This window comes from Mesorhizobium sp. M0244 (assembly GCF_040321795.1).
Lineage (GTDB): Bacteria > Pseudomonadota > Alphaproteobacteria > Rhizobiales > Rhizobiaceae > Mesorhizobium.
On sequence record NZ_JAMYSE010000015.1, the window covers coordinates 25,551 to 38,172 of the forward strand.

17 protein-coding genes are annotated in these 12,622 nt (G+C 60.8%); 15 read left to right on the top strand and 2 right to left on the bottom strand.

Annotated features, from left to right (window positions below):
- Nucleotides 1-146: 146 nt before the first annotated feature.
- The 4 genes from pqqB to pqqE are packed head-to-tail and all read left to right on the top strand — an operon-like array spanning nucleotide 147 to nucleotide 3,251.
- Nucleotides 147-1,085 carry a pyrroloquinoline quinone biosynthesis protein PqqB gene (gene pqqB / locus NKJ08_RS12875; protein ID WP_352781931.1) on the top strand — a complete coding sequence of 313 codons (939 nt, stop codon included), beginning with the start codon at nucleotides 147-149 and terminating at the stop codon, nucleotides 1,083-1,085.
- On the top strand, nucleotides 1,082-1,840 hold the full coding sequence (gene pqqC / locus NKJ08_RS12880; RefSeq protein ID WP_352781932.1) for a pyrroloquinoline-quinone synthase PqqC: 759 nt from the start codon (nucleotides 1,082-1,084) through the stop codon (nucleotides 1,838-1,840). The genes pqqB and pqqC overlap by 4 nt, the downstream gene beginning before the upstream one ends.
- Entirely contained in the window at nucleotides 1,837-2,133 is a 297-nt protein-coding gene (pqqD, locus tag NKJ08_RS12885; RefSeq protein ID WP_352531173.1) for a pyrroloquinoline quinone biosynthesis peptide chaperone PqqD, read from the top strand. The genes pqqC and pqqD overlap by 4 nt, the downstream gene beginning before the upstream one ends.
- Nucleotides 2,130-3,251, top strand: coding sequence for a pyrroloquinoline quinone biosynthesis protein PqqE (gene pqqE, locus NKJ08_RS12890; protein WP_352781933.1), 1,122 nt, complete (start codon nucleotides 2,130-2,132; stop codon nucleotides 3,249-3,251). Before pqqD ends, pqqE begins: the two co-directional genes overlap by 4 nt.
- 30 nt (nucleotides 3,252-3,281) lie before the next feature.
- Here the strand turns inward: pqqE and fghA are convergent, their stop codons facing one another.
- Complete coding sequence (gene fghA / locus NKJ08_RS12895) at nucleotides 3,282-4,133, bottom strand: S-formylglutathione hydrolase (RefSeq protein ID WP_352781934.1); 852 nt, start codon at nucleotides 4,131-4,133, stop codon at nucleotides 3,282-3,284.
- Between fghA and NKJ08_RS12900 the strand changes: the two genes are divergently transcribed.
- The 4 genes from NKJ08_RS12900 to NKJ08_RS12915 all read left to right on the top strand — a co-directional run bounded on the left by NKJ08_RS12900 (nucleotide 4,077) and on the right by NKJ08_RS12915 (nucleotide 5,969).
- Entirely contained in the window at nucleotides 4,077-4,235 is a 159-nt protein-coding gene (locus NKJ08_RS12900; RefSeq protein ID WP_352781966.1) for a hypothetical protein, read from the top strand. The two genes, fghA and NKJ08_RS12900, sit on opposite strands and share 57 nt — an antisense overlap.
- Nucleotides 4,236-4,367: 132 nt before the next feature.
- The gene (locus tag NKJ08_RS12905; protein ID WP_352531936.1) at nucleotides 4,368-4,670 is read left to right on the top strand and encodes a hypothetical protein; all 303 of its coding nucleotides are present in this window, start codon (nucleotides 4,368-4,370) and stop codon (nucleotides 4,668-4,670) included.
- The gene (locus tag NKJ08_RS12910; RefSeq protein WP_352781935.1) at nucleotides 4,670-5,116 is read left to right on the top strand and encodes a type II toxin-antitoxin system VapC family toxin; all 447 of its coding nucleotides are present in this window, start codon (nucleotides 4,670-4,672) and stop codon (nucleotides 5,114-5,116) included. Before NKJ08_RS12905 ends, NKJ08_RS12910 begins: the two co-directional genes overlap by 1 nt.
- 274 nt (nucleotides 5,117-5,390) lie before the next feature.
- Nucleotides 5,391-5,969, top strand: coding sequence for a hypothetical protein (locus NKJ08_RS12915; RefSeq protein WP_352779719.1), 579 nt, complete (start codon nucleotides 5,391-5,393; stop codon nucleotides 5,967-5,969).
- Between the two features lie 14 nt (nucleotides 5,970-5,983).
- Here NKJ08_RS12915 and NKJ08_RS12920 read toward each other — a convergent pair whose 3' ends face one another.
- Nucleotides 5,984-6,274: a hypothetical protein gene (locus tag NKJ08_RS12920; protein WP_352781936.1), complete on the bottom strand. Its 291-nt coding sequence runs from the start codon at nucleotides 6,272-6,274 to the stop codon at nucleotides 5,984-5,986.
- A 107-nt stretch (nucleotides 6,275-6,381) separates the two neighbouring features.
- Between NKJ08_RS12920 and NKJ08_RS12925 the strand changes: the two genes are divergently transcribed.
- From NKJ08_RS12925 to NKJ08_RS12955, 7 genes are all read left to right on the top strand, one after another.
- On the top strand, nucleotides 6,382-6,897 hold the full coding sequence (locus NKJ08_RS12925; protein WP_352781937.1) for a nucleotidyl transferase AbiEii/AbiGii toxin family protein: 516 nt from the start codon (nucleotides 6,382-6,384) through the stop codon (nucleotides 6,895-6,897).
- Between the two features lie 199 nt (nucleotides 6,898-7,096).
- Nucleotides 7,097-8,143, top strand: a complete 1,047-nt coding sequence (locus NKJ08_RS12930) for an NAD(P)-dependent alcohol dehydrogenase (protein WP_352781938.1) — start codon at nucleotides 7,097-7,099, stop codon at nucleotides 8,141-8,143.
- 239 nt (nucleotides 8,144-8,382) lie between these two features.
- Nucleotides 8,383-8,613, top strand: coding sequence for an AbrB/MazE/SpoVT family DNA-binding domain-containing protein (locus tag NKJ08_RS12935; protein ID WP_352531948.1), 231 nt, complete (start codon nucleotides 8,383-8,385; stop codon nucleotides 8,611-8,613).
- Nucleotides 8,603-9,010: a PIN domain-containing protein gene (locus tag NKJ08_RS12940; protein ID WP_352531950.1), complete on the top strand. Its 408-nt coding sequence runs from the start codon at nucleotides 8,603-8,605 to the stop codon at nucleotides 9,008-9,010. Before NKJ08_RS12935 ends, NKJ08_RS12940 begins: the two co-directional genes overlap by 11 nt.
- 202 nt (nucleotides 9,011-9,212) lie before the next feature.
- Entirely contained in the window at nucleotides 9,213-10,124 is a 912-nt protein-coding gene (locus NKJ08_RS12945) for a carbohydrate ABC transporter permease (RefSeq protein ID WP_352531952.1), read from the top strand.
- The gene (locus tag NKJ08_RS12950) at nucleotides 10,124-11,023 is read left to right on the top strand and encodes a carbohydrate ABC transporter permease (protein ID WP_352531954.1); all 900 of its coding nucleotides are present in this window, start codon (nucleotides 10,124-10,126) and stop codon (nucleotides 11,021-11,023) included. Before NKJ08_RS12945 ends, NKJ08_RS12950 begins: the two co-directional genes overlap by 1 nt.
- A 47-nt stretch (nucleotides 11,024-11,070) precedes the next feature.
- Entirely contained in the window at nucleotides 11,071-12,600 is a 1,530-nt protein-coding gene (locus tag NKJ08_RS12955) for an ABC transporter substrate-binding protein (RefSeq protein ID WP_352779706.1), read from the top strand.
- Nucleotides 12,601-12,622 lie beyond the last annotated feature (22 nt).

The window sequence follows — 12,622 nt, forward strand, 5'->3', positions numbered from 1 at the left end:
AGGTGCGTGTCCCTGGCAACAGGGGCGCGCATCCCTTGCCGCATGGGATTTTCGTGGAAAGGTTTTGACGCACGCAAAGCGGGCGGGACGTTTTTTGCGGCTGCAAATTGCCTGCTGGTCAGAGCAGCCGCGAGGCGGGCGTTTTCATGCGCTTGAGAATCATCGGATCGGCGGCAGGCGGCGGCTTTCCGCAATGGAACTGCAATTATCGTCTGAGTCGTGCGGCTCGCACCGGAATGGCTGGCGTGCATTCACGAACCCAATCAAGTGTCGCCGCCTCGGCGGATGGGCTCGGCTGGGTTCTTTTCAACGCCTCGCCCGACATTCGCCAGCAGATCGCGGCAACGCCTGAATTGCAACCCGCGGACGATGCGCCGCTGCGCTCGACGCCTATTCGCGCGGTGGTGCTGACCAATGCCGATGTCGATCATGTCGCCGGCCTGCTCAGCCTGCGTGAGCGGCAGCCTTTCGCTATCTATGCAACGACACAGGTTCTGGCGACGCTGAAGGCGAATTCGATTTTCAATGTTCTCGATCCGGCGCTCGTGCCGCGACGCATCTTGCCGCCGGCGAAAGAACTGGCGATCTGCGATGCAGACGGCCACGACACCGGCGTGGCTGTCGAGAGCTTTCCGGTGCCCGGGAAGATAGCGCTCTATCTTGAGGACAAAGACCATCCGGAGGCCAATTTTAGCTCCGACGCCGGTGACACGATTGGCGTCCGAATCGCTGGTGCCGGCTGTCGCGGCTCCGTCTTCTATATCCCCGGCTGCGCGCGCATCGATGCGACCCTGCGCACGCGTCTCACCGATGCCGCATGCCTTCTGTTCGACGGCACGGTCTACACCGACGACGAGATGATTGCTGCCGGCGTCGGTCAAAAAACCGGTGCGCGCATGGGGCACCTGGCGATGTCGGGAGACGCGGGGTCGATCGCCGGCTTGGCCGATGTGAGGATCGGCCGCCGTGTCTTTGTTCACATCAACAACACCAATCCGATCCTCGACGAGAATTCTGCCGAACACGCGGCGGTCAAGGCGGCAGGCTGGGAAGTCGCAGGCGACGGAATGGAGATGGAATTTTGAGTGATTTCCACGACGCGGCCAGGAATGGTCTGTCCTCCAGCGAGCTCGAAGCCGTGCTGCGGCAGGTCGGTGCCGAGCGCTATCACAACCGCCATCCTTTCCATCACAGGATGACCAGCGGTGCGCTGTCGAGGACCGAGATGCAGGCCTGGGCGCTGAACCGCTATTGCTACCAGGCTGTCATTCCGCGCAAGGACGCCATGATCCTCGCACATGCCGAGGACCCGGCGTTTCGTGCCGCCTGGCGCAAACGCATCGAGGACCATGACGGCGAGGACGGCTGGAGCGGCGGTATTGCGCGCTGGCTGCATCTGGCGACCTCGCTCGGTCTCGATGCCGATGCGGTGAAGAGTGAAAGGCTGGCACTGCCGGCAACACGTTTCGCGGTCGGCGCTTACCTCTCCTTTTGCACGAACCGGACGCTGTTCGAGGCGGTCGCGTCGTCGCTGACCGAGATGTTCTCGCCGCTCATTATCGGCGAGCGGGTGCCGGCGATGCTGGCCAAATACGATTACATCACCGAGGATACGTTGGCCTATTTCAGCCGACGCCCCGAACAGGCCTCGCGCGACGCCGACTTCGCCCTCGCCTATGTGCTCGGACATGCCGACACGGCGGAACGCCAGCAGCAGGCGATCGATGCACTGATGTTCAAATGCGATATACTCTGGGCCATGCTCGACGCGCTTCAACACGCCTATGGCGAGCCGGGAAACATCCCGCCCGGTGCCTTCCGTCCGGATGCAGTCCGATGATGGCGCTGCGCGAAAGAACCCTGGTGTCGCCGCGATCGGTGCCATCGCTGCCGAAGCACGTGCGCATACAGTACGACCCCGTGCGGCAGGCATTCGCCGTGCTTTCGCCCGAAAAAATATTCTGGCCGAACGACATCAGCCTCGACATATTGCGCCGCTGCGATGGGCGGTCCACGGTCGGTCACATCATTGCCGGTCTTGCCGCGGATTATGATGCCGAACAGGAGGCCGTGGCGGCCGACGTCATCGCCTTCCTGCAGGAATGGTCGGACAAGCTGCTGGTGAAGCTATGAGCGAGCCCCTTCTTCCTCCGATCGGCATGCTGGCGGAACTGACGCATCGCTGCCCGCTGCAATGCCCCTATTGCTCCAATCCGCTCGAATTGCTGAAGGCCAATCGCGAACTCGACACGCAGACCTGGCTCGACCTGTTCTCGCAGGCCGCCGATCTCGGCGTTCTCCAGGTGCATCTGTCCGGCGGCGAACCGACGCTGCGCCGCGACCTCGAGCAATTGATCGCCGGGCTTTCGGCGCGCGGCGTCTACACCAACCTGATCACCGCCGGCGTCGGCATTGCCGAAGGCCGCATCGAGGCGTTTGCCGAAGCCGGGCTCGACCATCTGCAGCTGAGCTTTCAAGGCGCACGGCCGGCGACCACCGACCGCATCGGCAACCACAAAGGCGGCCACGAAAAGAAGCTGGAGACGGCACGCCGGGCTCGCGCGGCCGGCCTGCCGCTTACCATCAACGCGCCGATCCATCGCCACAACATCGAGGAGGTGCCGGAATTCATCGATCTGGCCCTTTCGCTGGGTGCGGAGCGTCTCGAGATCGCCAACGTCCAGTACGCCGGCTGGGCGCTGACCAATCGCGATCAACTGATGCCCGAGCGTGCTGCGGTCGACCGGCAGGCGGAGATCGTCGCGGCGGCGCGGGAACGACTCACCGGCGTCATCAACATCGATTTCGTCACGCCGGACTATTTCGCCATCTATCCCAAGCCGTGTATGGGCGGCTGGGCGCGCGACGCCTTCATGGTGACGCCGGACGGCACCGTACTGCCATGCCATGCCGCACAGATCATCCCGTCGCTCAGCTTCGAGCGTTTCGGACCACGCAGCCTGGCCGCGATCTGGACCGATTCGCCGGCATTCAATGCCTTTCGCGGCACGGACTGGATGCAGGAGCCCTGTCGCAACTGTGAGCGGCGCGAAATCGACTGGGGCGGCTGCCGCTGCCAGGCGATGGCGATCGCCGGCGATGCCGCCGCAACGGACCCGGCTTGCGCGAAATCGCCGATCCATGCGCGCATGGCAATGCTGATCGACGAAGCCCAGCGCGCTGCGACAGTTCCCTCGAAGGACGAACCGTTCGTCTACCGGCGTATCGGCGTCGTTACCGAGCCCGCCTGACCCGCTGAGCTATTCCTATAGTAGTTAGTCTTAGTCTCGTGAAAGCCGTTCGGCATGCCACGTCATATGGTCATCCATGAATGTCGAAATGAAAAAATATGAGTGATCGTATCCGTCCTGCATCCGCAATTTCAACGGAATGCCGGCCTTGGAGCAGGCGTCCTCGAGCAGCCAAGGCCTGAGGCCCTCCTGGAGGAAACCATCTGATGTTCCCTGATCGACCAGGAATTCCGGGAAACGGTGTCCATTCTCGATGAGCGAAGTGGCATCGTAGCGCCGCCACGAGGCCTCATCCACGCCGAGATATTTTTCGAAAGCCGGCCTCGACCAGCCGGCTGTGCTTGGCTGCACGATCGGCGCAAATGCCGAGCAACTCTTGAAACGCGCGGGATTTCTCAGTGCGATCGTCAGCGCGCCATGCCCGCCCATCGAATGGCCGAAGATCGACTGGCGCGCCATATCGGCGGGAAATTCGCGCCCGATCACGGCCGGCAGCTCCTCGACGATATAGGAATACATGCGATAGTTCTTCGCATACGGCTCTTGCGTCGCATCGAGGTAGAAACCAGCGCCGCTGCCCAACTGCCAATTGTCCTTTTCATCCGGAATGTCGGCACCACGCGGGCTGGTGTCGGGACAGACGACGATCAAGCCAAGTTCGGCGGCCATACGTCTATATTCGCCTTTTTCCATTACATTCGCATGGGTGCAGGTGAGTCCAGAGAGGTACCACACCACGGGGCAAGGCCTTTCCCGTGCCTGCGGAGGCACGAAAATGGCAAACGTCATTTCGCACGAGCAGCTCGTCGAGAGATGGGAATAAGCATGCTGGGCGCCGCCATGCGACTTGGCAGTGGAGACGAGTTTCGGGTGCTCTGGCATGTATTGTTCTCCGCCAATTTTAAAAACGCCGACCATGGCCTCTACGACATCAGGAGTGATCGCGGCAACCTTGGCTCGTTCCCACTTTGGTTGAAGTATTGAACATCCGCCGCGATCTTGGGTCCGACGGCGGAGGGTGGCTCCTCAGCGAGGTGAATCCGCACTCAGGCCCAACGAGCTTGCACATTCTGGTGCTCTGGTTATATTACCGGTAATACCCTCGGCAGGCCCTGAATGAGCAAGAGTCCTCAACGACGCGCGGTTGATAGCTATCGGAGCCGCCTGACTGGCCGAGGCATGGCGCGCTTCGAGGTTGTCGGCCGCGATGACGACCGTGAGCTGATCCGCTCGGTAGCTCGACGCCTGGCGGAAGGCGGTGCAGACGCCGACCGTTTGCGCGCGGCCGTCAAGCAAACAATCTCAGGTGAGCCTGCGAAGAAAGGCGGCATCCTCAAGGCTTTGCTTGCATCGCCTCTCATTGGTTCCGAACTGGAGCTGACCCGTCCCCGTGAGGAGGGACGAAGGGTCGACATCTAATGCGGTATCTGCTCGACACCAATATCATCAGCGACTTCACGAAGCCGGTGCCCTCCGAGTCGTTGATCGCCTGGATGGCCGAGCAGATCGACGACGACCTTTTCATCTCCTCGTTGACTCTTGCCGAGATCCGACGCGGCGTTCTCGAAAAGCCGGCGGGGAAGCGGCGCGATCAACTCGATGCCTGGTTCGTCGGTCCAACTGGACCACGAGCGCTCTTCGACGGTCGCATACTATCCTTTGACGAGAAAGCGGCCCTTTCGTGGGCAAAACTTATGGCAGACGCCAAAGCCAAGGGGCGGCCGCGAAGCGGTCTCGACACCATCATCGCAGCTGTCGCAGAAGCGAACGGCTGCGTCGTCGTCACGGATAACGAGAAAGATTTCGAAGGCGTCGAGATCCTCAATCCGCTGCGTAGTTCCCGCACCGAAGAGGCCGACAGATAGCCATCTCAAGTGGAGAGTTGTTCCGAACCCATCACCTCCAGATTCAGGAGGCATGGCAATTCTCGCGCCCAGTTCATCGCACGATAGCTCGAAGCGTCCTGATTGAACAAATCCGGTTCCGCCAGCGGCATGGCCGCGGCCTTCAAGTTCCTAGATCGGGAAAAAGGGTATCCCATGGACATGGACCGGCGGTCCGCTCGTGTGCATGAATTTTAAACGAAAATCATTGCAAAATGGAGCGCAGCGTCTTAAGTGGAGGACGAAGGATTTGACGATGTCCGCATTGAACGAACTGAAGAAGCGGTTGCGGCCTGGACAGGTCTATCGGCGCAAGGACCTCGAGAAGTGGTCCACGGCTGTCGATCGCCACCTGCGTCAGCTTATCGAGGAAGGTCGGCTGGAGAAGGTGTCGGGCGGACTGTACATGGCTCCGCGCAGCACGCGTTTCGGCAAGGCTCCGGCTGCGGCGGAGAAACTGGTCGAGACGTTCCTCAACGACGATCGCTTTCTGATGGTCTCCCCCAGCGCCTATAACAGCCTGGGGGTGGGCACGACCCAGCTCTACAACGAACCGGTCGTCTATAATCTCAAGCGTCATGGACGCTTTCAGCTCGGCGGCCGTTTTTACGACTTCCGCAAGAAGCCTTCCGTGCCTGCGAAACTGACCCAGGAAGTGTTGCTGGTCGACCTTCTCCAGAATCTTGACCGTCTTGCCGAGAACAAGGCTGAGGTGTTGCCTCGCGCCCTCAAGCGCGCCCGCGACATGAACCCCGCTCATCTGGCCAAGGCGGCGCGGGATTTCGGTTCGGTTCGCGCCGAGCGGCTGGTGAGCCAAGCGCTGGAAGCGGCCTGATCTGCATGCCGCTTCTACACGACCTCGGGGATTTCAGCGATCTGATCACGGTCGCCGCCGCGGACATGAAGATCGATTCCGGCCTGGCTGAGAAGGACTACTGGATCATGCATGCCCTGTGGGGCCTGCAGCAGCTCGGTTTCCGTTTCGAGCTCAAGGGCGGCACCTCGCTGGCCAAGGGATATCAGCTGATCCACATCGACATTCTGATCCATCCTCAGGGCGCACTGCCGACCGGCAGAAATCACGACAAGCCGGTTCACATCGACCAGCGCCGGGAATTCTTCGACGGCCTGGTTCCCCAACTGGCCACACCCGGCTTTTTGCGCGCCGAGCGTGATCAGGCCTTTGACGATTCCACGGGTCGAATGCGGGGGCTGGAATTCGTCTGGTCTATCCGGAGCTCAATCCCTTGCCCGCCGGGCTCAAGGCCGGCGTGCTGTTGGAAGCGGGCTTCGATCGGGTCGCGCCCAATCAGGCCCGCCTCATCTCCTCCTGGGCCTATGATCGTGCGGTGGCATCGGGCGTGCCGGACCTGATCGATAACCGCGCCGTCGATGTTCTCTGCTATGAGCCCGGCTACACGTTCGTCGAAAAGCTGCAGACCCTTTCCACGAAATTCCGGCAGCAGCAGGCTTCCGGAGAGATGCCCGTCAACTTCATGCGTCACTACTACGACGTCTTCTGTCTTCTGGAGGACGAGGGCGTCAAAGCCTTTATTGGCAGCCCGGAATACCGCGCACACAAGGCCGATCGGTTCCGAGGCGGCGATGAGCCGGACCTGCGGCGGAATGAGGCTTTTCGCCTCACCGATCCCGCGACCCGACAGATCTACGCCAACGCCCATGAGCGAACTCGCGCCCTCTACTTCAGGGATCGGCCTTCACTCGACGCAATCCTCGCTCAGCTGGACGCGCATCTCGATTGATTGTGATCCCTTGAGGGCACCGCGGCATGCTCGCCTTCAAAGTCCCTTGGCCGGGAAGTTGGTGCCGATAGTCGGAATCAGGCAACACTCGTTCCGAACTGGATTTTGAAGCGGTGGATGAGCGGCTATGATGAGCGTCGCCGAAGGCAAGTAAGGTCAAGAAGGCCTCCTACAATCGGCTTTAGAGGAGATCATGTTGATGACGAAAGTTCGCGCCCTTGTCCTCGAACGGCAGCACGAGCTCAAGCTGCGTGACATCGATCTGCCGCAGACCGTTGGTCCGGGCGAGGTTCGCATCAAGATCCACACGGTGGGCGTCTGTGGCTCCGATGTGCATTACTACACTCATGGTCGAATCGGCCCGTTCGTGGTCGAAGCGCCGATGGTCTTGGGCCATGAAGCCGCCGGCACGATCGTGGAAACAGGCGAAGGCGTCGAGCACCTGAAGGTCGGCGACCGCGTCTGCATGGAGCCGGGTATTCCAGATCCCAATTCGCGGGCGAGCCGGCTGGGTCTCTACAACATCGACCCGGCAGTCAGGTTCTGGGCGACGCCGCCGATCCACGGCGTGTTGACCCCCTATGTCGTTCACCCCGCCAACTACACCTTCAAATTGCCCGACAATGTCAGCTTCGCCGAAGGCGCAATGGTCGAGCCCTTCGCTGTCGGCATGCAGGCTGCGGCCAAGGCGAAGCTCGTGCCGGGCGACACGGCGGTGGTGATTGGCGCAGGGCCGATCGGCACGATGGTGGCGATCGCCGCCCTTGCCGGCGGCTGCGCCCGCGCGATCGTCGCAGACCTCGCCCAACCCAAGCTCGACATCGCCGCCGGCTACCAAGGTGTGGTCCCGGTCAACATCCGCGACAAGAGCCTGACGGCGGAGGTAAAGCGCCTGACCGACGGCTGGGGCGCCGACGTCGTCTTCGAATGCTCCGGCTCGTCCAAAGCATGGGAGACCCTGCTCGATCTGCCGCGGCCAGGTGGCGCGGTGGTTGTGGTCGGCCTGCCGGTGGCGCCGGTGGCGATCGACATCGCTACTGCTTCGACGAAGGAAATCCGCATCGAAACGGTGTTCCGCTATGCCCACCAATATGACCGGGCGATCGCGCTGATGGGATCGGGGCGGGTCGACCTCAAACCGCTGATTTCAGCGACCTTCCCCTTCGAGGACTCTATCGCAGCTTTCGACCGCGCCGTCGAAGGCCGGCCGGCGGACGTGAAGCTCCAGATCAGACTGCCGGATTAGTGTGAGCTCCCGGAAAGAGGCTCGGGTCGCTGTCCCAATCTCATCGATGCCCCATGGCCTGTTCACGCCCTCGGTGACGTAGACGCTGCCCCGGTTCGACAAAAACGAAATCGTAGCCATGGTCACCGGGCTTCAGCATTCTATAGCTGGTGGCCCGAGCTATGCAGCATCACAATTCTTGACGTCCACCCCTTCTAGATATACATTTCTTCCACCGTATATCCAGACGAGAAAGTAACATGCAGATCGGTAAATGGGGAAACAGTCTCGCCGTTCGACTTCCAACGGCAGTGGTCGAAGCCCTTGAGCTTAGGGAGGGCGATGAGATCGAAATCCATGTCGCCGACCTCCGCCAGCTTGGCGTCGCGCGCAAGCCAGGGCGCGACGAATTGCTGAAGCGCCTCCGCGCCTTCCGAGGTCGGCTTCCCGCTGACTTCAAGTTCGACCGAGACGAGTCGAATGCCCGCTAGTTTTTTCGACACCAACGTCCTTGTCTATATCGCGTCAAGCGACATAGCGAAGGCGGATCGGGCTGAGGCGGTCATTGCCGCTGGCGGGGCAATCAGCGTGCAGGTTCTCAATGAACTCGCGAACGTCGCGCGTCGGAAGATGCAAATGTCCTGGGCCGAAACCAATGCGCTGCTGACCATGTTACGCGGGCTGTTGACGACCTATCCGCTCACGATCGAGACCCACGAAACAGGATTGAGGCTCGCGGAGCGATACGGCCTTTCCACCTATGACGCCATGATCGTCTCCGCAGCGATTCACGCCGGCTGCGATACACTTTGGTCGGAGGACATGCAGCACGGAATGGCTCTCGACGAGGGCTTGCGCATCATAAATCCCTTTCGCATTGCGTACTGACGACCATCGCTGCGGTGATCGCCCAATGTGGGGCAGCCAGCAAATCCATGGGCGTTCATCGAACCGGTGCTTGACAAATTGACGGCCGTCCCACACGCTGCCTTAACAAAAGACACAACAAACTTACAAAAGTTCAAGTTGGCACGATCTGGCCGATAGGGAGAGGGCCGATGCATCTCTGTCACCAAGCGGAGATTTGCGCGTGAGCACCGCGACCTTCACGCGCGAGAGGCCTAAATGGGTCCTGCCCCGGTTCATGACGGCCGAGCATCCTTTTCCCTGGCTGGCGCCGATCACGGTGATGCTTCTTGTTTTCGGCATCTATCCCCTCGCCTATTCGGTCTGGCTGTCATTTCACAAACGCAATGTCGTTTCCCGGCAGCTTGACTTCGCCGGAGTCCACCAATGGACGCGCGCATTCTCGGATGCGCGTATGTGGCATTCGTTGGAAACCACGCTGATCTACACCTTCGTCGCGCTTGCCGTTCAGCTTGCGCTTGGCATCCTGATCGCGCTTCTGCTTGACACCGATCGCAAAGGTTACGGCGTGCTGCGGGCGTTGATGACATTGCCGCTGGTCGTGCCCCCTGCCGTGACCGGAATGATGTTCTTGCTGATGCAGGACGGCTCCTTTGGTGTCCTGTCGTTCTACCTTTACGCCCTCCACCTGCTCTCGCCGGCACAGCCGATCCTGACGCAGCCGGTAACCGCACTGCTGGCGATCCTGCTGGCAGACATATGGCAATGGACGCCGTTCATGGTGCTCATCATGCTGGCAGGGCTCAGGGCGCTGCCGAGGGAACCTTTCGAAGCCGCTGCGATCGATGGCGCCAATGGTCTCCAGACATTCTTGCGCCTCACATTGCCGATGCTGCGCAAGGTGATAGCGGTCGCGGTGCTGATCCGCGGCGTCGATCTCTTTCGCATCTACGACTACGTTTACATCATCACCGCCGGCGGGCCAGGCACGGCCACCGAGACGCTTTCATTCTACGCTGGTCGTATCTACTTCACCGGAGACTTCCCCTATGCCGCGACCCTGTCGCTGATCGTGCTCGTCGTCTTGATCGGCGTGTCGAACCTCTTCGTCAGGCTGTTCAAGGTGAGGTTCTGATGGAGCCGTCCCGCGCCCGAATGATCGCCCGTGACGTGCTCGCCGTCTTGGTGGTGGCGATCTTCATGTTCCCGATCGCCTGGTGGGCGCTGTCGTCCATCAAACCCTATTCGGCGATCTTCGACCGCAGCGGACCGGTCTACGTCGGTTTCACGCCGACGCCGGATAATTACCGCGTGACGCTGCTTGGCGTCTCGCGCGTCGACATCGGCATGGAACAGGGCGGCGAGGCGGCGGGGGTGATCAAGGGCGGCGCCAGCTCCTACGATTCCCGCCAGTCGCTGCTCGACAGCGCGATCATAGCCGTTGGATCGACAACACTGACGCTGTTGCTGGCGACGCTGGCCGCCTATTGCCTATCACGAATGCAGTTCAGCGGCCAACAGTCCTTCCTGTTTTGGATCCTCTCGCAGCGCTTCATGCCGCCAATCGCCATCGTCGTACCGGTCGTTTTCATGTTCCGCGATCTCGGCTTGCGCGACACCTATACGGGGCTCATCCTCGTTCACAGTTTGATCAACCTGCCGCTGGCGGTTTTGCTTTTGAAGTCGTTCTTCGACGATGTCCCGCGCGAGGTCGATGAGGCGGCGCTGATTGACGGCGCGACGCGCTGGCAGACCTTTCGCCGTGTGGTCCTGCCCATGGTCAAGGGTGGCATCGCCGCGACAGCTGTGCTGTGTTTCATTTTTTCATGGACCGAGTTCCTGCTCTCACTGTTCTTGACAACGTCGATCCGCACCGTGCCGGTGAAGATCTCGACCTTTGTCACCTCGACCGCGACCGAGTGGGGCTACATCACCGCGCTCGGCACCTCGGCGATCATACCCAGCTTCATCTTTATCCTACTGGTTCAACGGCATCTGGTCCGCGGCCTCACTCTCGGATCGCTGAAGGAGTGAGGCCCGGACGAGAAGAACGACGACAAAATCGCAACGGAGGAACGATCATGAGCTTCAGAGATCACGACAAGAAGACATTCGTCGCCGACACCTGCAACGACTTTACGGCGCGCCGAATAACCAAACGCGACTTCATGAGGAAGATGGCGCTCGCTGGCGTCGGCTTTTCTGCCTTCGGATCGGCCATGCTGGGCGGCGGCCGCTCCAATCGGGGGGTGCTGGGCCTGGGGGTTGAAGAAGCCCGCGCCCAGGACACGGATATGCTGAAGTGGCTGGCCGATGTCGGCAAACCATATGCCGGCACCAAAATCCGCTACACTTCGGAAGCCACGCCGCCGACGATCGTCGCCAATCAGCTTGTTGCGGGTGAGTTCACGAAGGCAACCGGTATTGAGGTGGAAGTCGAGATCGTGCCGCTGGAGCAGGTTCTCGCAAAGGCGACGCAAGACGTACAGGGCCAGCTGGGCACCTATGACGTCTACTACCTCGACCAGTCCTGGATGGCGACATTTGCACAGGATGTCGTCGATCCGCGCGAGTATTATGACCAGAACAAAGAACTGGCGATGCCCGACTTTGACTGGGATGATTTCTCCAAGCCGCTGGTCGACGGCATCGCCATGTACAACGGCAAACAATGCGGAATTCCATTCGATATTCCGATCTTCATCCTGATGTACCGCAAGGACCTCTTCGACAAACACAATATTGCGTTGCCGACAGACCTCGACGCCTACCTCAAGGCCGTGCAGGCGCTCACAGAGGCGGAAAAAGGCAATGGCATCTTTGGCACCGCATGCCAGGCGAAGTCCGGCCATTATTCGCTGGAATGCGACTGGACCTTCGCACTGTGGGGCCATGGCGGTTCGGTCTTCAACAAAGACAAGAAATTCGTCGGCAATGACGAGCGCGGCGTGGCCGGGCTGCAATTCTATCAGGAACTGGTCAAGAACTCGCCGCCCTCTGCGACGACATGGACCTGGGACGGTCAGGGTCAGGCCCTGACACAGGGGCAGGCCGCCATGGCAATCACCTGGGGCGAAGATTTCCCCGGCTTCGACGCCAACGATTCCAAGGTCAAAGGCCTGTTCGAGGCCTTGCCGGCGCCCAAAGAGGTTCCTGGCCGTCGCGCCGCCGCCGATTGCGGCTTCAACGAAATCCCGGCCGTCGGCCACCAGGGTGGCTCGACGATTTCGTTGTCGCAATATTCCAAGAACAAGGAAGCGGCATGGCTGTTCATGCAGTGGGTCTGCTCGAAGGATGTGATGGCGCGGGTGTCGACGCTCGGCGGCGGCGCCTCACCGATGCGCAATTCCTCCTTCACCGATCCTCGGGTCAAGGCAAAGGCCGTCGTTGGACCCGGAACGACACGCCATTTCGACGCGATCAAATACACCATCGACAACCAGATGGGATCGGAGCCGGACATGCCGATTTGGGCGGATTTGTCGAACAACGACATTCCGGTTGAGCTCGGCAAGTTGCTTACGGGCCAAGACTATGGTGGCGACGCCAAGGCATGCCTGGATGCCATTGCCGGCATTGTCGACGGCAAAGTCAAGGATGCCGGCCTTTAGCGGCATCCCCCGGTGATTTCGG

Coding starts and splice junctions, on each gene's coding strand:
- pqqB (WP_352781931.1), top strand. CDS start 147: ATGCGCTTGAGAATCATCGGATCGGCGGCAGGCGGCGGCTTTCCGCAA.
- pqqD (WP_352531173.1), top strand. CDS start 1,837: ATGATGGCGCTGCGCGAAAGAACCCTGGTGTCGCCGCGATCGGTGCCA.
- pqqE (WP_352781933.1), top strand. CDS start 2,130: ATGAGCGAGCCCCTTCTTCCTCCGATCGGCATGCTGGCGGAACTGACG.
- NKJ08_RS12900 (WP_352781966.1), top strand. CDS start 4,077: ATGCTGGGCGCCGCCATGCGACTTGGCAGTGGAGACGAGTTTCGGGTG.
- fghA (WP_352781934.1), bottom strand. CDS start 4,133: ATGCCAGAGCACCCGAAACTCGTCTCCACTGCCAAGTCGCATGGCGGC.
- NKJ08_RS12905 (WP_352531936.1), top strand. CDS start 4,368: ATGAGCAAGAGTCCTCAACGACGCGCGGTTGATAGCTATCGGAGCCGC.
- NKJ08_RS12910 (WP_352781935.1), top strand. CDS start 4,670: ATGCGGTATCTGCTCGACACCAATATCATCAGCGACTTCACGAAGCCG.
- NKJ08_RS12915 (WP_352779719.1), top strand. CDS start 5,391: ATGTCCGCATTGAACGAACTGAAGAAGCGGTTGCGGCCTGGACAGGTC.
- NKJ08_RS12930 (WP_352781938.1), top strand. CDS start 7,097: ATGACGAAAGTTCGCGCCCTTGTCCTCGAACGGCAGCACGAGCTCAAG.
- NKJ08_RS12935 (WP_352531948.1), top strand. CDS start 8,383: ATGCAGATCGGTAAATGGGGAAACAGTCTCGCCGTTCGACTTCCAACG.
- NKJ08_RS12940 (WP_352531950.1), top strand. CDS start 8,603: ATGCCCGCTAGTTTTTTCGACACCAACGTCCTTGTCTATATCGCGTCA.
- NKJ08_RS12950 (WP_352531954.1), top strand. CDS start 10,124: ATGGAGCCGTCCCGCGCCCGAATGATCGCCCGTGACGTGCTCGCCGTC.
- NKJ08_RS12955 (WP_352779706.1), top strand. CDS start 11,071: ATGAGCTTCAGAGATCACGACAAGAAGACATTCGTCGCCGACACCTGC.